This is a genomic window from Halorubrum rarum (assembly GCF_048380895.1).
Lineage (GTDB): Archaea > Halobacteriota > Halobacteria > Halobacteriales > Haloferacaceae > Halorubrum.
In genome coordinates, this window is the sequence record NZ_JBLWMN010000028.1 from 15512 (window position 1) to 33405 (window position 17894).

General features: G+C 65.2%; 19 protein-coding genes, 1 rRNA gene and 1 pseudogene. 11 read left to right on the forward strand and 10 right to left on the reverse strand.

Annotation, left to right across the window (positions count from 1 at the left end; genetic code table 11):
- Positions 1–8: 8 nt before the first annotated feature.
- Both fdhF and ACNSN7_RS14985 read right to left on the reverse strand, forming a co-directional pair.
- Positions 9–2144: a formate dehydrogenase subunit alpha gene (gene fdhF / locus ACNSN7_RS14980; protein WP_418283108.1), complete on the reverse strand. Its 2136-nt coding sequence runs from the start codon at positions 2142–2144 to the stop codon at positions 9–11.
- Positions 2145–2411: 267 nt separating this feature from the next.
- Positions 2412–2594, reverse strand: coding sequence for a DUF5786 family protein (locus ACNSN7_RS14985; protein WP_418283109.1), 183 nt, complete (start codon positions 2592–2594; stop codon positions 2412–2414).
- Positions 2595–2767: 173 nt separating this feature from the next.
- On the opposite strand from ACNSN7_RS14985, the pseudogene ACNSN7_RS14990 reads away from it, so the two are divergent.
- Positions 2768–3646 (forward strand): annotated as a pseudogene (locus tag ACNSN7_RS14990) (polymer-forming cytoskeletal protein); the annotation flags it as partial.
- Between the two features lie 44 nt (positions 3647–3690).
- Here ACNSN7_RS14990 and ACNSN7_RS14995 read toward each other — a convergent pair.
- Positions 3691–4458 (reverse strand): ribonuclease H-like domain-containing protein, encoded by a 768-nt coding sequence (locus ACNSN7_RS14995; protein ID WP_418283110.1) that lies wholly within the window; start codon positions 4456–4458, stop codon positions 3691–3693.
- A 123-nt stretch (positions 4459–4581) separates the two neighbouring features.
- Here ACNSN7_RS14995 and ACNSN7_RS15000 point away from each other — a divergent pair, with 123 nt between their 5' ends.
- A complete protein-coding gene (locus tag ACNSN7_RS15000; RefSeq protein ID WP_418283111.1) occupies positions 4582–4746 on the forward strand; it encodes a hypothetical protein in 165 nt (54 codons plus the stop codon).
- A gap of 134 nt (positions 4747–4880) precedes the next feature.
- Here the strand turns inward: ACNSN7_RS15000 and ACNSN7_RS15005 are convergent, their stop codons facing one another.
- From ACNSN7_RS15005 to ACNSN7_RS15015, 3 genes are read right to left on the reverse strand one after another with little or no spacing between them, the layout of a single operon-like run.
- Complete coding sequence (locus tag ACNSN7_RS15005; RefSeq protein ID WP_418283112.1) at positions 4881–5789, reverse strand: cation diffusion facilitator family transporter; 909 nt, start codon at positions 5787–5789, stop codon at positions 4881–4883.
- Positions 5790–5839: 50 nt separating this feature from the next.
- The gene (hflX, locus tag ACNSN7_RS15010; protein ID WP_418283113.1) at positions 5840–7222 is read right to left on the reverse strand and encodes a GTPase HflX; all 1383 of its coding nucleotides are present in this window, start codon (positions 7220–7222) and stop codon (positions 5840–5842) included.
- Positions 7219–7593 (reverse strand): DUF2209 family protein, encoded by a 375-nt coding sequence (locus ACNSN7_RS15015; RefSeq protein WP_418283124.1) that lies wholly within the window; start codon positions 7591–7593, stop codon positions 7219–7221. Before ACNSN7_RS15015 ends, hflX begins: the two co-directional genes overlap by 4 nt.
- A 197-nt stretch (positions 7594–7790) precedes the next feature.
- Between ACNSN7_RS15015 and ACNSN7_RS15020 the strand changes: the two genes are divergently transcribed.
- From ACNSN7_RS15020 to ACNSN7_RS15045, 6 genes are all read left to right on the forward strand, one after another.
- Positions 7791–9062, forward strand: a complete 1272-nt coding sequence (locus ACNSN7_RS15020) for an MFS transporter (protein WP_418283125.1) — start codon at positions 7791–7793, stop codon at positions 9060–9062.
- 99 nt (positions 9063–9161) lie between these two features.
- Entirely contained in the window at positions 9162–10349 is a 1188-nt protein-coding gene (locus ACNSN7_RS15025; RefSeq protein WP_418283126.1) for a redox-regulated ATPase YchF, read from the forward strand.
- A 159-nt stretch (positions 10350–10508) separates the two neighbouring features.
- A complete protein-coding gene (locus ACNSN7_RS15030; RefSeq protein WP_418283114.1) occupies positions 10509–11465 on the forward strand; it encodes a mechanosensitive ion channel family protein in 957 nt (318 codons plus the stop codon).
- A 301-nt stretch (positions 11466–11766) separates the two neighbouring features.
- Positions 11767–12759 carry a transcription initiation factor IIB gene (locus tag ACNSN7_RS15035; RefSeq protein WP_418283115.1) on the forward strand — a complete coding sequence of 331 codons (993 nt, stop codon included), beginning with the start codon at positions 11767–11769 and terminating at the stop codon, positions 12757–12759.
- A 108-nt stretch (positions 12760–12867) separates the two neighbouring features.
- On the forward strand, positions 12868–13047 hold the full coding sequence (locus tag ACNSN7_RS15040; protein ID WP_418283116.1) for a DUF7836 family putative zinc-binding protein: 180 nt from the start codon (positions 12868–12870) through the stop codon (positions 13045–13047).
- Positions 13048–13261: 214 nt separating this feature from the next.
- Complete coding sequence (locus tag ACNSN7_RS15045) at positions 13262–13495, forward strand: UPF0058 family protein (protein WP_418283117.1); 234 nt, start codon at positions 13262–13264, stop codon at positions 13493–13495.
- Positions 13496–13669: 174 nt separating this feature from the next.
- Here ACNSN7_RS15045 and ACNSN7_RS15050 read toward each other — a convergent pair whose 3' ends face one another.
- Positions 13670–14059 (reverse strand): DUF555 domain-containing protein, encoded by a 390-nt coding sequence (locus tag ACNSN7_RS15050; protein ID WP_418283118.1) that lies wholly within the window; start codon positions 14057–14059, stop codon positions 13670–13672.
- A gap of 113 nt (positions 14060–14172) precedes the next feature.
- Positions 14173–15099, reverse strand: a complete 927-nt coding sequence (locus ACNSN7_RS15055) for a DNA-3-methyladenine glycosylase family protein (protein WP_418283119.1) — start codon at positions 15097–15099, stop codon at positions 14173–14175.
- Positions 15100–15212: 113 nt separating this feature from the next.
- Here ACNSN7_RS15055 and ACNSN7_RS15060 point away from each other — a divergent pair, with 113 nt between their 5' ends.
- From ACNSN7_RS15060 to ACNSN7_RS15070, 3 genes are all read left to right on the forward strand, one after another.
- Positions 15213–15716 (forward strand): SRPBCC family protein, encoded by a 504-nt coding sequence (locus tag ACNSN7_RS15060; protein ID WP_418283120.1) that lies wholly within the window; start codon positions 15213–15215, stop codon positions 15714–15716.
- Positions 15717–15789: 73 nt separating this feature from the next.
- Positions 15790–16263: a VOC family protein gene (locus tag ACNSN7_RS15065; RefSeq protein ID WP_418283121.1), complete on the forward strand. Its 474-nt coding sequence runs from the start codon at positions 15790–15792 to the stop codon at positions 16261–16263.
- Positions 16264–16399: 136 nt separating this feature from the next.
- The gene (locus tag ACNSN7_RS15070; RefSeq protein ID WP_418283122.1) at positions 16400–16687 is read left to right on the forward strand and encodes a DUF8124 family protein; all 288 of its coding nucleotides are present in this window, start codon (positions 16400–16402) and stop codon (positions 16685–16687) included.
- Here the strand turns inward: ACNSN7_RS15070 and ACNSN7_RS15075 are convergent.
- Positions 16675–17556 (reverse strand): DUF7504 family protein, encoded by an 882-nt coding sequence (locus tag ACNSN7_RS15075; protein ID WP_418283123.1) that lies wholly within the window; start codon positions 17554–17556, stop codon positions 16675–16677. The genes ACNSN7_RS15070 and ACNSN7_RS15075 overlap by 13 nt on opposite strands.
- 245 nt (positions 17557–17801) lie before the next feature.
- Positions 17802–17894 (reverse strand): 5S ribosomal RNA (gene rrf / locus ACNSN7_RS15080); the annotation flags it as partial.

The following is a 17894-nucleotide window of genomic DNA, read 5'->3' on the forward strand; positions in this document are numbered from 1 at the left end:
GCCGTCGGTCAGTCGTCGGCGGGTTCGGCGTCGGAGTCCGAACCGACGGTTACCGCGATGTCAGCGGCGGCTGCCTTGTACTCCGGTATCTTCGCGCGCTCGTCGAGCACGTCGTTCGTGAGGCGGTTGGCCGAGGCGGCCGCGAAGTGTGGCGTCGTCCAGACGACGCCCTCCTTGATGTCCTCGGTGACCTGCGCTTTGACCTCGATCTCACCGCGACGGGACTGGAGTGTGACGGTGTCGCCGTCCTCGATCCCGTACTCCTCGGCGTCGTTCGGGTGGACGTCGACGAAATTCTCCGGGTGCTGTCGCAAGAGGGTGGGCGAGCGACGACTCATCGTCCCCGTGTTGTAGTGTTCCTCCAGCCGGGCGGTCGTGAGGATCAGCGGGTACTCCTCGTCGGGCACCTCCGCGGGCGGTTGGTGCCGAACGCCCTCTATCTGGCCCAGCCCGTTCTCCGTGTCGAAGGAGTCCTCGTAGAGGAACTGGTCGCCCTCGTCGCCCTCCTCGTAGCAGGGCCACTGGATCCCGTCCTCGCCGAGCGCGTCGTAGGTCATGCCGTGGTAGATCGGGCACACCTGCCGGAGCTCCTCGAAGACGGCCTCCTCGTCCTCGAACCGGAACTCCTCCTCGCTGAACAGTCGACTCCCGACCTCCATCAGGATCTCGAGGTCGTGTTTCGTGTTCTCGTGGACCGTTTCGACGCCCCGCATCCGCTGGACGCGACGGTCCGTGTTGGTGACCGTACCGCCGCGTTCAGCCCACGTCGTCGCCGGGAGGACGACGTCCGCGAACTTCGCCGTCTCCGTCATGAAGATGTCCTGTGCCACCATGAACTCCAGCGACTGAAGCCGCTTTTCGACCTCGTTGCCGTCGGGCTCGCTCATGACGGGGTTCTCGCCCATCACGTACAGGCCGTGGACCGAGTGGCCCGCCTCGTGAGATATCTCCACGTTCGTCAGGCCGGGTTCGTCGGGCACCTCGAAGCCCCAGACCTCCTCGACGCTCTCGCGAGCCTCGTCGTCGTCGACGAGCTGATAGCCCGGCAACACGTTCGGCATCGCGCCGACGTCACACGTTCCCTGAACGTTGTTCTGACCGCGTAGCGGGTTGACGCCCGCACCGGGCTTGCCGAGGTTACCCGTGATCAGCGCGAGGTTGATCTCGTTTTGGACGTTGTCGACGCCGCAGGTGTGCTGGCTCATCCCCATCCCGGTGAAGATGGCGGCGTTGTTCGCCATCGCGTACTTCTCGGCGGCGAGTTCGATGTCCGCCAAGGGGACGCCACACTCCTCGGCCGCGGCCTCTTTGTCGAACTCCGAAAGCGTCTCCTTCAGGTGATCGAACCCTTCCGTACGCTCCTCGATGAACCCCTCGTCGATCCATCCCTCGTCGGGGTTCTCCTCGTGGCGTTCGAGTATCGTCTTGAGAACGACGTTCAGGAGGGGGATGTCCGTCCCCGGGTTCAACTGGAGGTGTTGGTGTCGCTCCGTCTCGTCGATCTTGAACGATCGAGTCGTCTTGTTGGCGTGCGGATCGACCTGGATGACGGTCGCGCCCTCGAGGACGGCCTGTCGGAAGTACTGGCTGTTGGCGATCGGGTGTTGCTCGCCGGGGTTCGCGCCCTGGATCCACAACACGTCTGCCGACTCCTCTAAGTCGGCCATGCTGTTCGTCATCGCACCCGCACCGAGACTGGTCCGGAGCGCCCAGACGGTCGAGGCGTGACACATCCGCGTACAGTTGTCGACGTTGTTGGTACCGTACCGCCGCGCGAGCTTCTGGAGGAGATAGTTCTCCTCGTTCATCGTCTTCGAGGAGCCGAAAAAGCCCATCGCGTCCGACCCGTACTCGTCGCGGATCCGCGCCATTTCGTCGACGATCCGGCCGTACGCCTCCTCCCACGTCGCTTCGCGGAACTCGCCGTCCTCCTTTATCAGGGGTTCGGTGAGTCGGTCCTCGTGGTCGACGACCTGCGTCGCCGCACCACCCTTGATACAGACGCGGCCTTCGTTGACCGGGGCATCACCCCACGGCATGAAGTTGACGTCGCCGGGCTCGTCACCCTGTCTGACCTGGATGCCGCATCCGACTCCACAGTACGGACAGATGGTCTTCGTCGGTTCGTCGCCCTCAGTTGACATGGCTCTCTCCTCCGTAACGTGCGCTCATGTGTCATGATCTGTGTGTCACGGAGTATGAGTGTGTCGGTGAAGCGAACCGCGGCGGACCGATCGGGTCCAAGAACTCGACGTGAAACGACACGTATGAGTACACAAAACGCATGTAGAAAACGGTCTTCACGGGCGTAGAAAGCGGTGCTCACGGGATATCACGCGTGCTCGCGGAGCGTTCCGGTTCGGAACGCGGACGGCAGTGAACCGCTCGGTCGGGGATCGGGAGGGAACCGATTACTCGTCTTCTTCGTTTTCTTTCATGTCTTGGAGCTGTCCGACCAGGTCGTCGGTAGACATCTCCGTCTCGAAGGAGACGTCACCGTCGTGGTCGTTCTCGTGGACGTTCACCGCGCCGTCGTCGTCCGTGTCCACGTTCTGGTCCTGTTGTTCGCTTTCGTCGTACGATCCGAATCCCATACGTCGTATTCCGCCTGCCCCCTGAAAAGGACGGTGACCCGTCCGTCGATCGGGAGAGACTGACTGTCTCGCTCGACGATGGAGGGCGACCGTCTCGATCGGCAACAGCGACCCGTCCGACGCCCGTCGGACGCGCCCGTATCGTTTATACTCGCGGGGGAACTCTCCCCGGTGTGTCACTCAGGGGCGGCGGTCCGGTCGACGAGCTCTCGGTTCCGTCCGGAACCACCGTGGAGGAACACGACCTGGTCACGGACGGCGACGTCCTCGTCGGCGGCCAGTCGACCGTCGAGTTCGGCCTTCGCGGACGCAACGTCGCGCTCGGCGAGCGCGTCTCGGTCGACAACGACATCGAGGCCGACGGCGACTGCCGGCTCGACACGTGGTGTACCGTCGACGGCAACGTCCTCGTCGGCGAGGACGCGTACCTCGGCGAGCGCGTCACCGTAACCGGCCAGCTGATGGTGTCCGGCGACCTCGACATCGGGGACGACGTCACGATCGAGGAGGGGTTCGAGGCGAACGGGTGGATCGTCATTCGAAACCCCGTCCCCACCCTCGTCTTCTACTTCATCGTCCTCTCACAGCTCCTTCGTGCGGGCGAAACCGGGGCCGCCGACGAACTCGCCGAGGCGCTCGCCGACGGCGACGACGTCCGCGATCCCCTCCTGATCCCGCGAGGTGCGGACGTCTCGGACGACGCGTGGCGCGTGTCGACCCCGGCGACGATCGGCGACGACTGCCGGATCCACGGCAACGTCCGGGCCGAATCGATCGACGTCGGCGAGCGAAACGACGTGTTCGGGTCGCTACGCGCCCGCGAGAACGTGACGGTGGGATCGGATACCACGATCCACGGCGACGTGACCACGCGCGGCGGCACCGTCACGATCGAAGCCGGTGCGCACGTCCTCGGCGACGTCTCCGCGGGCGATCTCGTCGTCCACGAGGGAGCGGGAATCGACGGCACGCTCCGGGCCCGCGGCGACATGAAGCTGGTCCAGTCGGTGGGGGCCGAGGATGCCGACTCCAGCGAGAGTGAAAGCGAAGCGGAGCCCGCGAGTCAAACCCCCGAAGAGTAAGCGGCGGGAGCGACTCAGCGACCGGACGCGGTCGCCGGCACGAACACGTCCTCGTGGAGCGACTGGCAGACGACGTCGGCGAGCGCCCGAAGGTTCACCGTGTCCTCCCGGTTGTACGAGACGAGCGTCTCCAGCGACTCCTCGCTTCCGCGCTCGTACTCGTGCCACAGCCGAACGGCGTCCCGACCGGAGATGTCCGGCCGATCGCGGTCGATCCCGAGCCGCGTTTCGATCGGTTTCAATCCGCCCGAGAGGCCGAGCCGCTTGCAGGGATACAGCAGATCGAGGTGTGGCGTGTCGACGTCGAGTCCAAACGACGTCTCCAGAAACGGGACGTCGAACCGCGCGCCGTTGAACGTCGCGAGGAGGCTGGCGTCCGCGAACGCCTCGCGAAGGCGGTCTGCGGTGAGGTCCCGTCCGGCGACCAGCGTCGTCGTCTCGCCGGCCTGATGGAAGCTCACCGTCGTCACGCTGTCTCGGTGCTCGTCGAGGCCCGTCGTCTCGATGTCGAAAAAGCACGTCTCAGCACGGAAGTCCTCGTAGAGTCGCCATCGCTCGCCGCTCGGGAAGGCGCGGTCGAAGTACGTCGCGTCACGGTCGTCGAGATGCGTCCGGGCGTCGGCGATGAACGCCTCGATCCGGTCCGCGGTCGTCGACCCCACGCCGGGGACGTCGATCGCGGGGTCGAACTCGTCCCACGTCGTGACGCCCCGCTCCCACAGCCGTCGCTCCGTCGCTTCCCCGACCCCCTCGACGGGGATGAAGCTGTTCTCGATTCGCATACCGGGTACGGGCGGTCCGCGGGCAAAAAGGCGACGGGACCGAGCTGACCGAGTTGCTCACGCACGATCGGACACGCACCGTACTGCCCAACGCTTAACCGGGGTGACGGCCTGTACCACACAATGAGCCTGTTCAGGAAAGCCGGCGAGAAGTTCGAGGAGACGAAACGCTCCGTGATGGGCGGTGGGGGAGCGGAATACCGGTGTGAGTCCTGTACGGAGTCCGTCTCGGAGCCGTCCGAGCACTGTCCTCACTGTGGGGAAGACGCGGTCGTCGCCGTGGAGTGAACCGGGAGATCCGATAGCGACGTCTCACCGGTGACTCATCACCCGTCGTCCGTATCTCACCGGTGACTCATCACCCGTCGTCCGTATCTCACCGGTGACTCATCACCCGTCGTCCGTATCTCACCGGTGACCCATCACTCGTCGTTCGCGTCCTTCCACTCGCCGAGCCCGGAGGGGTCGAGATGGACGTGGACGTCGCCGACGTCCGCAAGCGATCGAATGCGGGTGACGAGTTCGGTTTCGACGTCGTGGGCCTCCCGGAGCGTCATCCCGCCGTCGACCTCGACGTGGACCTCGACCTCGATGTCCGTCCCGTCGTAGAAGACGGTGAGGTCGTGGACGCCTTCGACGGTCGAATGGTCGCGAAGGATCTCGACGATCCGGTCGCGGTCGCCTTCCGGCGGGGCCGCCCCGACGAGGTACGTCACGTTCTCGCGACCGATCTCGATGCCCTGATACACGACGAGGAGGCTCACGAGCGCACCCGCGAGCGGGTCGAGGACGGGAACGTCGAGGAAAACGCCGAGCACGCCGACGACCGCCGCGACCGTGGTGTAAATGTCGTTGAGACAGTCGGTCGCGAGGGCCGCGAGCGCGGTCGATCCGAGGTCGACGTTGACCCGCGTGGTGTACCAGTAGAGGACGTACATATCGACCAGCGCGAACGCCAGCGCGCCGAGCAACAGCGGGCTGTATCTGACGTCGGTTCCGAATCGGAGTCCCTCGACCGAACTCCACAGCAGATTGAGCCCGAGCAACACGATCACCGCACCGACGAAAAGTGCCGTGAGCGGTTCGATCCGTTGATGACCGTGCGGATGGTCGACGTCGGCGTCGTCGTAGCGCGAGCCCCCCCAGACGAACACGACCGCGCTGGCGATCAGGTCGGCGACGGAGTGGGCGGCGTCGGCCAACAGCGCGATGCTCCCGAACGCGAGGCCGGCCGCACCCTCGGCAACGATCTTCGCCGCGTTACCGAGGACGTTCACGCCCGCCGCTCGACGGAATCGACGCTTCTCGTCGATCCCGGAGGGCTCCTCCATACGGCCAGTCACCGGCGGTGGTTCATAAGTGATGCGTCACCGTGTGGCCGTCACGGCGACTCCACCGCCGACAGATCGGCGGCCTTCGACCGCGCGCGTGCGACGACCGTCGGAGCCGCCTCGAACGAGACCGTGACGTGGTCGTCAGCGTACGTCTCCTCGTCGACGGAGCCGTGGTCGTGGATCCACGAGACGACGCTCATCGCGTCGTCGGATAATGGGAGGACGAGCCGCTCTCGCTCCCAGTCCGGAAGTTCGGCCTCCACGCGATCACGAAGCTCAGCGATGCCGGCACCGGTCCGTGCGGACACCGCGACCGGGTTCGGAGCGAGCCCCGACAGCGCGGCGCGCTTGTCGGCCAGCTCACCCGGCTCCAGCCGGTCGATCTTGTTGAACACCGTGACGATTGGTGCTTCGTTGCGCTCGTACAGCGTGTCGTGGCTGGTGACGAGCTTCTCGCGCATCTCCTTGACCGGCTCGCTCGCGTCGACGACGAGCAACACCAGATCCGCGCGGTACACGGATTCGAGCGTCGACTGGAACGACTCCACGAGCCAGTGCGGGAGATCGGAGATGAACCCGACCGTATCGGTGAGGAGGACCTCCCGTTTCTCCATTTCCGCCCGGCGCGTCGTCGTCCCGAGCGTGGTGAACAGCATGTCCTGAGACTCCGCCGTCGTTCCGAGATCCGGATGACGGTCGACGTTCTCGTCGACGTCGAGTTCGGCCGCCAGCTGACGCATCAGCGTCGACTTTCCCGCGTTCGTGTAGCCCGCGAGCGCGACCAGATCGAAGCCGGACTCCCGACGTTGCTCGCGTCGGGACTCCTCTTTTTTCGCGATCGACGCGAGCTCGTCGCGGATCTCAGCGATCTGCCGTTTGATGTCACGTTCGACGCTCTCGTCGTACTCCCCGAGTCCCATGAAGCCGGGGCGTTCGTCTCGTTTCGCGAGGCTCGCTTTCACCTCCGCACGCGGGAGCTCGTACCGGAGCTCCGCGAGTTCGACCTGCAGCTGGGCCTTTCGGGTGTTCGCCCGCTGACCGAAGATCTCCAGGATGAGCGTGAACCGGTCGATCACCTCCACGCCGTCCGGGAGCTCGCTGCCGACGTTAAACGTCTGGTACGGTCCCACGTCGTTGTCGACGATGACGCAGTCGGCGTCGGTCTCGATAACGAGATCGCGGAGCGCTGCCACCTTTCCCTCGCCGAACATGAACGCGGCGTCCTCGGTTCGCGTCTGTGAGAGCTCCCCGACCACGTCGTAGCCCGCGGAAACGGCGAGTTGCGTGATCTCCGTCAGATCCGCCTCGCCGGAGTCGACGCGTTTGGCGACGACGGCGCGTCGTCCCTCGAGGTTCCGGGACCGGTCGCGTCGTCTCTCGTTTCCGTCCGTGCTCGTTCCGACCGTGCCGTCACCGGTCCGGCCGGTCATAACAGCATGTTCCGGGCGGCGTACGCGGCGTGGTGTGCTGTCTGCACTGTTTCGCGTTCCCCTATGCTCTCGACGTATTTAAACTCGGGCTGGAAGCTCAACGCCACGCGATCGGCCGGTTCCCCGTAGAACTCGCCGCCCTCCGAAACGATCGGACACTCCGGCGGGGTCGGAAGGTTCCCGACCGCCTCGGCGACGAGGTCGAGCGTCGCGGCGAGCGTCGGTCCCTCGTGGATCGAGGCGAACCCCATCCCCTTGACCGAGCGGATCCGCGAGGAGTCGATCCGGGCGTGAACCGCGGCCGCGACCATCAGGTAGTCGCCGTCCTCCTCGTGGCGACCGCTGATGTCGACGCCGACGACTTCAGGGATGGGCTCCGTCCACCTCGGTTGTCCCTGCTGAGTTCGGTTCGATGGCGTCTGTTCCCTCCATGGTCGCGCGTACGACGCACGTCCGCTTGAAGCTTCCCGCTGGTCCGCCGGAGGGACGGTCCCCGTCGTCGACTGCAGGGATCCGAACCATTAGGGGGCTCGGGTGGGCTGCATCCTTCGTGAACGTTCTCCCGTCGATCGGCGTCCTCTCGGATCCGCGAACGCGCCGCTGGGTCGCGTGGGGAGCGCTCGCGTCCGTGTTTCTGCTCGTCAACCTCCACCGGCTCTCGACCGGTGTGCTCTCCGAGCGATTGACGGCCGCGTTCGGTCTGTCGGCCGCCGAGCTCGGGACGGTTCACGCCGCCTTCTTCATCGCGTACGCGATCGTTCAGATCCCGACCGGCGTGCTGGCGGACCGTGTCGGCCCCCGATACGTCGGTGCCGGCGGAGCCGTGCTACTCAGTCTGGGTGCCGTCGGGTTCACCCTCAGCAGCGGTTACGCGGCGGCGGTCCTCTCCCGTGCGGTCATCGGCGTCGGAAGCGGCGTGATCTTCGTGTCGATCCTCCGGTTCTGTGCCAACTGGTACCGAACGGACGAGTTCGCGACGATGACCGGCGTCACCGGAGCGGTCGCCGGTCTCGGTGCGATCCTCGCGACGACGCCGCTCGCGCTCGCCGTCGACGCGATCGGATGGCGCACAACCGTTCTCGCGTTGGCCGGCGTCGGCTTCGCCGCGGGCGGAGCCACGTTCGTTCTCGTGCGAGCCTCCCCGTCCGACGCCGGACTCGAGCCGATCGAGGGGGTCCCGGAGCAGCCGTCGGTGACGCTCCGAGAGACGGGCGAACACCTGCGAACGCTCGCACACGACGCCGATCAGTGGCTGTTGTCCGCGGTGTTCTTCGCGACCAACGGGACGCTGTTAACGCTGATCGGGCTGTGGGGGGTCCCGTATCTCGTCGTCGTGTACGACGTGAGCGTCGCGACCGCATCGACGTACACCCTTCTCGGGGCGGTCGGGATGCTGCTCGGCGGACCGACGATCGGCTGGCTCTCCGATCGGTTCGAGACGCGCTATCTCCCGCTGTCGGCCGGCGTCGCCCTGTTCGCCGTCGCGCTCGCGGCGATCGCTGTCACCGGTCGACCACCGCTGTACGTCGTCGCCGGCGTGTACGCCGTTTCCGGGTTCCTGATCGGTGCGGGGCTGCTCACGCTCACCGTCGTGAAGGAGCGGTACCCCGCGGGCGCGAGCGGCGTCGCGACGTCGACGGTCAACGCCGCGGGGTTCGTCGGCGCGTCGGTCCTCCCGTGGGCGATGGGGACCGCGCTCGACGCCTATCGGACCGGCGAGCGCGTCGGCGGCACCGTCGCGTACACGGAGTTCGGATACCGGGTCGCGTTCGGGATCGTCGCAGCCGTTCTCGGCGGGGCGTTCCTCTGTACGCTGGCGCTGTGGTATCGCGCCGAGTGATCGCCTCGAGGGGTTGCACCGAGTGGTTCGCCCCCAGTGGTCTCACCGACCCGGATCCCGGACCGAAAGGCGCTTTTCCCGTCGCTGTGAGTGACCGACATGATCACGGTCGCGCTTGCGGGCAAGCCGAACGCCGGCAAGTCCACCTTCTACACCGCGGCGACGATGGCCGACGTCGACGTCGCGAACTACCCGTTCACGACGATCGACGCCAACCGTGGCGTGACACACGTTCGCACTGAGTGCCCGTGTCTCGATCGCGAGGAACGGTGCGGGACGGAGAACTGCCGGGACGGGAAGCGGTACGTCCCCGTCGAACTGCTCGACGTCGCGGGACTCGTCCCCGGCGCTCACGAGGGGAAGGGGCTCGGGAACCAGTTCCTCGACGAGTTGACGAACGCCGACGTCGTGTTGAACGTCGTCGACGCCTCCGGTGGGACGAACACCGAGGGCGAACCGGTCGAGACGGGGAGCCACGACCCGTTGGAGGACGTGGACTTCATCGAGGAGGAGATGGACCTGTGGCTCGCGGGGATCGTGACGGACAACTGGGAGGGCGTCGAGCGGAAGTCCCGATCGCCAGATTTCGAGATCGAGGAGACGCTCGCGGAGCTGTTGACCGGGTTCGGCGCGTCGGAGGCCGACGTGGCCGCCGTCCTGCGCGACCTGTCGTACCCCGACGACCCCAAACAGTGGACCGACGATCACCGCGATGCGCTCGCACGCGACGTTCGTCGACGCACCAAGCCGATCGTCGTCGTCGCCAACAAGGCCGACATCGCCCCGGACGGAGCCGTTGACCGGCTGCGCCAAGGGACCGATAAGCCGGTGATCCCGGCGACCGCGGACGGCGAGTTGGCCCTGCGCCGTGCGGCGGAAGCGGGCGTCGTCGACTACGATCCCGGCGACGTCGACTTCGACGTGGTCGGCGACGTTTCGGAGAGTCAACGACGGGGACTCGACGCGATCCGCGATGTGATGGCCGATTTCGGCGGGACGGGCGTGCAGACCGCGCTGAACTACGCCGTCTACGACCTGCTCGATCGCGTGACCGTGTATCCGGTCCAGGACGCATCGAAATGGACCGACGGAACCGGAACCGTGCTCCCGGACGCGTTCCTCCTGCCGGCGGAGTCGACGCCGCCGGACCTCGCCTACGCGGTCCACACCGACATCGGCGAAGGGTACCTCCACGCGATCGACGCACGATCGAGCCGGCGGATCGGGGAGAGCCACGAGCTGACCGAGGGGGACGTGATCCGGATCGTCTCGACGGCCGGACCCTGACCGCGAGGTGGCCGCGGGGACGCGTCGGTTCCGCCGTATCTCCGTCGCCGTCGACTTTCCGTTGTCTTCTTGCCGTTATCTTCTTGCCGTCGTCTTGCCGTCGCGTCCCCGCGGTCGGACCGACGCAAGCGTTTTGACCGACGGTTGCGATGACCGGACGTGCGACGACCCCTGGCAGTCGCGTCCGTGCTCGTCGGCCTCGTCGCCGCCGCGCTCGGTAGCCTCGTGACCGCGACCGCGCCGCTCGACGGCTGGCCGACGGTCGGTGGGTACTCGGCGAACGTCATCGTCGGACGCCTGCTGCTCGTCGTCGCCGTGGTTTCGCTTCTGTACGGGTCGTATCTCCTCGTCGTGACGGTGCTGATGCGGTCGGCGAACAAGCGGCGGGCACACAACACGCGGAACCTCCTCCGGCTCGCGTTCGGGTTCGTCGGGGTCGTCGGGATGCTCGCCGTGTTGACCGAGAACTGGCTCGGACTCCTGTTGTCGCTGGGCGTGATCGGCTTCGCGATCACGTTCGCGCTCCAACAGCCGCTGCTGTCGCTCATCGCGTGGGTGTACATCACGGTGAAGCAGCCGTACGGCGTCGGTGATCGTGTGCGTATCGACGACGCGAAAGGCGACGTGATCGAGATCGACTTTCTCGTGACGACGCTGTGGGAGATCAACGGCGAGTTGGTCTCCTCGAACCAGCCGTCGGGGCGAGTCGTGACCGTCCCCAACAGCGTCGTCCTCTCCTCGACGGTCGTCAACTTCGGCGGCGGCGGATCGCCGTACGTGTGGAACGAGATCGGGATACAAGTCGCCTACGAGACGGATCTGGCGTTCGCGCGGTCGATCATGCGCGAGGAGGCGACCGACCTCCTCGGCGAGGAGATGGCCGAGGGGATCGCCGCCTACCGTGAGGCACTCTCCGAGACGCCGGTCGAACTGGAGGTGTCCGACGGGCCGACGGTGAACGTCACCCAAGGGGAGTCGTGGATCGAGCTTCGACTCCGCTATCTCACGCATCCGCGACGCGGTCAACACGTGAAAAACGACCTCTACGAACGGATCCTCCAACGATGTAACGACCATCCGGACCGCGTCGCGTTTCCGGTGAGTCGGAGTCGCTGACCGGAGTCGCTGACCGGAGTCGGGCAGTGACGCGACACGTGTTTCCCGGTCGTCACGCCGGGATCTACGCTCCGTGTGATTTATAAACTCAGGGTTATACGCTGACGCCTGTGATCGAGACGATCAAATATTCGCCTAGTTCCCTAAATACCTGATTTACTGCGCCTACAGACGGCTTTAGCCGTGTAGCTATCGCACGACAGTAGGGATAAGTTTATATGTTTAGAACGATTACTGATAGTTAACGACTCGGGCATTCCCGGCCCAGTATTTTCGTCGGGTGTTCGATCGAGGAACACCGATGACTGATACACGAATTCGAAGCTACGACGAGGAGACGTCGCGGGAGCGAGCGACGGGCTCGGAGACGACGGAGACGTCGTCGGCGACGCGAAGCGTAACCACGTGTCCGGAGTGTGAGGGGCGATTAGTGACGGACACCGAGCACGGCGAGACGGTGTGTACGGACTGTGGACTCGTCGTCGAGGAGGAGGGGATCGATCGCGGGCCCGAGTGGCGCGCGTTCGACTCCGCCGAGCGCGACAGCAAGTCCCGCGTGGGCGCGCCGACGACGAACATGATGCACGATAAGGGCCTCTCGACGAACATCGGCTGGCGGAACACCGACGCGTACGGCAAGTCCCTGTCGGGACGCCAGCGCCGGCAGATGCAGCGGCTCCGGACGTGGAACGAGCGGTTCCGCACGCGCGACTCCAAGGAGCGCAACCTCAAGCAGGCGCTCGGCGAGATCGACCGCATGGCCAGCGCCCTCGGCCTCCCGAAGACCGTTCGAGAGACGGCCTCCGTCATCTATCGCCGTGCGTTGAGCGAGAACCTCCTTCCCGGTCGATCGATCGAGGGGGTCGCCACGGCGTCGTTGTACGCGGCCGCCCGACAGGCGGGCAATCCGCGCAGCCTCGACGAGTTCACGCACGTCTCGCGGGTCGACAAAATGGAGCTGACGCGAACGTACCGGTACGTCATCCGCGAACTGAAACTGGAGGTCAAACCGGCCGATCCCGAGAGCTTCGTCCCTCGGTTCGTGTCCCGGCTCGAACTCTCCGACGAGGTCGAGCGGGTCGCACGAGAGCTCCTCTCGTCGGCGAAAGAGAAGGGGATCACAAGCGGTAAGTCGCCGGTCGGCCTCGCCGCATCCGCCGTGTACGCCGCCGCGCTACTGTCGAACCAGAAGGTGACCCAAAGCGAGGTGTCGGCAGTCGCGGAGATATCGGAGGTCACTATCCGAAACCGATACAAGGAACTGCTCGAAGCCAGCGAGCACGTGGGCGCCTAGCTCCTCGACCGCTCTTGCCGTTCGGTCTCCTCGACCGCTCTTGCCGTCCCTCCTGCGCTTCGTGAGATCGTACATACTCTTTTAGGATCTTAGCCTGTAACAGATAGCATGGTCGACGCCTTCGTCAGGCTGGTCTGTCCGGAGTGTAGCAAGGAGTGGCAGGAGAACCCCGCAGAGCTCCAGGAGCTCCGAACGAATTTCAGCTGTCCGAGCTGTCACGCCACCCGTCGACTCACCGAGTTCATGCGGACGGAACGTGATCTCGAGGCCGTCAAACAGTTCCAGTGACACCCGTCGTCGGATCCGGATCGTGTGGCACCGTGGCCGTCGTCGGATCCGGGAGATCGGGACCGACGCTTGCCTGGAGATCTGAGATCAGAATCGATCCCGATCATTAACGAAAAACCGCGTATCCGACCCGGAGAACGCCGTATATCCAAGGTGCGTGTTAACGGTACTCAAGATAATAATATAAGCCTCCGGTAGCAAAGGACGGTTGCTCATGAAAAAGCAGGAGCTCATTCACCTTCACGGCCTCCTCGCTGAAGTACGAAAACAGTGCGAGTTCTGGGATGACGATCTCGATCTCGACGCGTACGAGGAACTTGGAGTAAAGCCGACATCGATCCACAAATCGAAGACAGACCACAAAGCAGCCGTTTTCAAGCTGACTGATGGAATCACTGCGCCGATGGAGGAAGCGGAATCCGAACCGCTTGCCCCCACGGCCGACTGATAGTTCGACCGCACCATCAACGACCGCTACACGCTGAGTGACAACGCCTGCGATACCATCCATCCGTGTCCTGACGGAGTAGTCACGGCAAGAGTCGTCTCGTCAGCGGATATCGTCGCTACCCGTTCGGTTTCCCACGTCGTTCGGTTCCTCACATCACGCCGGACCGTGGGCTCACTCGGCCGATTCGTCGTCGTCTTCGTCGGTAGACTTCCCCTCGATGTCGTCGCCTTCGAGTACCGTGACCGAAAGCACCTTCAGCGGGATATTTCGGAGTCGCTGACCGATCTCCTTGCGGGCGATCCGGCTGGCGTGTTCCTCGCGGTCGACGTTGAACACGTCCATCTCCAGTTCGAGCGCGACGAGCGCCTCGTCGGCGGCGATGAACGCCGGCGGAAGTTCCTCGCCGCTCGGGGACTGACGGGTTCCCATCTCGATCTCGACGTAGTTGAGATCCGGGTTCAGCATCTCACCGGTTTTCGAGATGGCGATCCGCACCGCTTCGTCGGAGGTCTCCACGTCGTACACCGGAACGGCAGCCTCGACGACGACTCGACAGTCCATAATGGTATTACGTACCGCACGTGTGGGTATGAAACTTGGGCCGAGCGATCGACCGCCATCGACGCCTCGTCCACGGCCCCGAGCGCGTCACTCGCCGTCCGCTCTGGAGCGCGTCACTCGCCGCCCGCTCTGAGGTGATAGAAGACGTACGTCTGTGCGTAGCCGGCGTATTCGCCGCCGAACCGCTCCCGGATCGCGCTGGACGTCTCGGCGTAGCTCCCCCGATCACACTCCGGATAGTACTCCGCTATCGTCGTCCGGATCCACGTGTCCAGCGGCACCGCCTCGAGGTAGCCGAGCGAGAACAGTGCCACGCAGTCAGCGACCTTATCGCCGACACCGACGAACCGCGTCAACGACTCCCGAGCGTCCTCGTAGGGGAGCCCGACCGCGTCGCGAGGAGACGCCTCTCCGGTCGCGACCATCTCGGCCGTCCGTTGGACGTACGGAGCACGGTAGCCGAGCGAGAGGTCTCGGAGCTCCGCCTCCGTGCGATCGGCGAGTTGCTCCGGCGTCGGGAACGCGTGGTACGACTCCCCGTCGAGGGCGACGTCGTCGCCGTACGTCTCACGAAGCCGACGCTGCATCCCGTGGATCCGAGCGACGCGCATCTGTGCGGAGCAGATGAACGAGACGAGACACGGAAACGCCGGGTCCCGGACGAGCCGCATCCCCTCGTAGGAGTCGTACGCCCGATTCACGAGCGGGAGATCGGGCATCGAATCGAAGATCGAATCGAGGTCGTCGTCGAGCCGGAGCATGTGTCTCAACACTGGGACGGCGTCCGTCGACGCCTCCCACTCGAGGGTCCCGTCGTGTATCCCTCCGACCTGCCGGGCGCGGACGACGACCCGTTCGTCCGTCACGTCGGGGATGGGCGGAACGACCGTTTCGTACCAGTCGTCGCCGCCGTACGCGTGGAGGGCCTCGTAGGTCCCACCGTCCGCGCGGTTCCACAGATAGCTCTGCCCGCTCTCGACGGTCGCCTGTAGATCGAAGGGCCCGTCCAGTTCCACGATGTCGATCGCGCCTCGTTCCATCGTCGAGACGGAGGCGGCGCGGTCGTATTCCGGTTTCGGTGCCGGGGCGGCACCGTCTCGAACGCCGATCGAGGTCGAGGAGGGTTTTTGCGTCCGCCGGTCGTACCGGACGTATGCCCACGTATCGCCGGGAGACACGCGTTCCGGCACCGATCGCGGACGTCTGGGCGTTCCATTCGACTATCGATGGGCTCCGAGCGCTGACGCCCGACTGGATGCACCTCCGAATCGAATCGGTCGAAGGCCCGACCGGCGAGCCGGATCCGGGGACGCTGGTTCGCGGATCACGGATCCACATGTCGATGCGGCCGTTCGGCATCGGCCCCCGTCAGCGATGGGTCTCTCGTATCGTCGATCGGGACCCGGACGGAAACGACCCCGTCGAGGGGAGCGCGTCCTTCGTCGACGACATGCTTCACGGTCCGTTCCGTCGCTGGCGACACACGCACTCGTTTTACGCCGACGGGGACGAAACCGTGCTCGTCGACAGCGTCGACTACCGCCTCCCGTTCGGGCCGCTCGGCGACGCGGTCGGGCCGCTCGCGACGGTCGGCTTCGCGGGGATGTTCCGCGACCGCCATCGACGGACGGTCTCCCGGTTCGACGAGTCTGGATAGCTCGCGGCAACGGAGCTTCGTCGTCGTCAGCGACGGCGGTTCCTTATAAGTCGCTTCGGCCGAACGAGTGCGCATGGGGATCGACATCGTCGATATGGACCACGTCGCGATCCACGTGACCGATCTCGACGCGGCGCTCGCGTTCTACCACGAACTGCTCGGGATGGATATCCGCGATCGTGGACGGTACGACGACGGCGACGTTCCGTACGTGGCCGTCGTCGCGGGCGGTCGACACGTCCATCTCGTCCCCGTCGAGGACCCCTCCGCCGGTCCGGAAGCGAGGTCGTCCGAACGGGAAATCGAGGGAGGCGACATCGGCTCCGAGCGTGACGTGCCGTTCCGTGGAGACCACCTCTGTCTGTTGGTCCGGTCGGACGACACCGACACGAAAGCGGAGCTCGAAGACCTGCTCGCGGAGATCGACGCCGCGGGATACGAGGTCGAACCCGACGAGCCAAAGATGCGATACGGAGCGTACGGCCGCGATTGGGCCGCGTACGTCCGCGACCCGGACGGTCGCCGCGTCGAACTCAAGCTACACTGATCGGTCGGGGAGTTCGACGCCACCGTCCCGGCTCCCCACGCGGTCGGCGCACCGTCTTCGTGAGATCACTGCGAGCCAGTCGGAGTCGGCCGCCGATCCCGATGAGGATTTGAGGCACCATCCCGAATCCGGACGCATGTGTGCGGACACCTTCGGAGTCGGGATCCACCTCACCGACGAGGAGCTTCGCTTCGTCGTCCACGTCCCCTCCGACATCGACGCCGGCTGGACCGATCCCAGCGAGTTCCAGTCGCTCGTCGCCGACGTCGTCTGGGACCGTTTGGAGAGACGACCGGTTCTCGAAACCATCGCCGCCGAGTACGGAACCGGAGACACCGTCTCGCTCGGGACCGTTTCGCTCGAACCGGACGGAACCGTCGTTTCCGCCGACCTCGATCGAGACGTTGCCCCTCAGCGATCCTGAACGCGGCGGAACGACACTTTCGATCCCGATTCCTCGAGCGCGAACCCCACGTATGCACCCTCGATCGGGTCGTAAGCGGTGAGATCGTATCGCGTCGATCCGACCGTATCCCCCCACGTTCCGAGAACGCCGAGATCGACGAGTCCGGACAACGTCGCACCCAACGTCCGAGGCGTCGTTTCAGGGTCGTCGAGCGCCGCATGGATCTGTTTCGACTGTGGGTAGTTCCGGGTACACGCTTCGATGCCCCGTCGAGCTTCCGGCCAGTAGCGCCGCGTGTAGCCGAACGTCGTCGGGTCCTCCCGTCGAAGGCGGTTCACTGCCTCGATCGCGTCAGTCTCGACGCCGCCGACCTCGTCGAGCACGGGCGTCAACTCGTCGACGGCACGTACCAGTGCCGGCGTCACCGAACAGCCGAACACGGAGTTCCCGCCGACGTCACGAGCCGCAGTCGAGAGCGATTCGACGAAGTGACGGAGCGTCGGCGGCCCGAACTCGTCCAGTACGGGAACGAGATCGTCGACGATGACCGTCGGATTCGTTCCGGTCGCTCCCGAAAAGTACTGTGACACCGTTTCAAGGATTCGGTCGATATCGATAGGAGTTCCCAGAACCGAGTACGCGAGGTCCTGCCGTGGAACCAACTGCGTCGTTCCGGCCGTCGTCGCTCCGCGCGTCGGATCCCCGACGGAGACGACCGCTTCGCGAGTCGGCGTCTCGTGGTGCCACCCGCGTCGCCACTCCTCGATGTCGGATGCGAACACGATGGAAACGACGTGGGTCGGAACGTGACCGGCACGCACGGTCGGTCGTCCCCCACGGGAGAGCCACAGTGACGTGTTCCCCTCTACCACACCCGGATCCACCATTATTGCAGGAACATCACTGAGAAAACCAATAAACGTGCCGGTGGAAAACTCAGCCTTGATAGGGGTTCCGGACGGGTACGTGCGGTACTCCATCCGCGCTGTGCTCGAACCCAACGCTGCAGAACCGATCGGAGCGGTCGCTCTCGAGAACGTGACCGTTCGTCGTGTACACTCCCGCACACCACGCCTTTCGAAATGCAAATCGGCCCACGAACACGCTGTTCGTGGGCCGATACCGTATGAATGAGAGGCGGCGAAACGAGGCTCCCAGAGGGTCTCCCACTCCAGTACTGCTCGTAACGCAGGTGAGCTTAACTTCCGTGTTCGGAACGGGTACG

Excerpts from the sequence above, each read along its gene's own strand:
- fdhF (WP_418283108.1), bottom strand. The coding sequence starts at position 2,144 with ATGTCAACTGAGGGCGACGAACCGACGAAGACCATCTGTCCGTACTGT.
- ACNSN7_RS14985 (WP_418283109.1), bottom strand. The coding sequence starts at position 2,594 with ATGGGATTCGGATCGTACGACGAAAGCGAACAACAGGACCAGAACGTG.
- ACNSN7_RS14995 (WP_418283110.1), bottom strand. The coding sequence starts at position 4,458 with ATGCGAATCGAGAACAGCTTCATCCCCGTCGAGGGGGTCGGGGAAGCG.
- ACNSN7_RS15000 (WP_418283111.1), top strand. The coding sequence starts at position 4,582 with ATGAGCCTGTTCAGGAAAGCCGGCGAGAAGTTCGAGGAGACGAAACGC.
- ACNSN7_RS15005 (WP_418283112.1), bottom strand. The coding sequence starts at position 5,789 with ATGGAGGAGCCCTCCGGGATCGACGAGAAGCGTCGATTCCGTCGAGCG.
- hflX (WP_418283113.1), bottom strand. The coding sequence starts at position 7,222 with ATGACCGGCCGGACCGGTGACGGCACGGTCGGAACGAGCACGGACGGA.
- ACNSN7_RS15025 (WP_418283126.1), top strand. The coding sequence starts at position 9,162 with ATGATCACGGTCGCGCTTGCGGGCAAGCCGAACGCCGGCAAGTCCACC.
- ACNSN7_RS15035 (WP_418283115.1), top strand. The coding sequence starts at position 11,767 with ATGACTGATACACGAATTCGAAGCTACGACGAGGAGACGTCGCGGGAG.
- ACNSN7_RS15040 (WP_418283116.1), top strand. The coding sequence starts at position 12,868 with ATGGTCGACGCCTTCGTCAGGCTGGTCTGTCCGGAGTGTAGCAAGGAG.
- ACNSN7_RS15045 (WP_418283117.1), top strand. The coding sequence starts at position 13,262 with ATGAAAAAGCAGGAGCTCATTCACCTTCACGGCCTCCTCGCTGAAGTA.
- ACNSN7_RS15050 (WP_418283118.1), bottom strand. The coding sequence starts at position 14,059 with ATGGACTGTCGAGTCGTCGTCGAGGCTGCCGTTCCGGTGTACGACGTG.
- ACNSN7_RS15055 (WP_418283119.1), bottom strand. The coding sequence starts at position 15,099 with ATGGAACGAGGCGCGATCGACATCGTGGAACTGGACGGGCCCTTCGAT.
- ACNSN7_RS15060 (WP_418283120.1), top strand. The coding sequence starts at position 15,213 with ATGCCCACGTATCGCCGGGAGACACGCGTTCCGGCACCGATCGCGGAC.
- ACNSN7_RS15065 (WP_418283121.1), top strand. The coding sequence starts at position 15,790 with ATGGGGATCGACATCGTCGATATGGACCACGTCGCGATCCACGTGACC.
- ACNSN7_RS15070 (WP_418283122.1), top strand. The coding sequence starts at position 16,400 with ATGTGTGCGGACACCTTCGGAGTCGGGATCCACCTCACCGACGAGGAG.
- ACNSN7_RS15075 (WP_418283123.1), bottom strand. The coding sequence starts at position 17,556 with ATGGTGGATCCGGGTGTGGTAGAGGGGAACACGTCACTGTGGCTCTCC.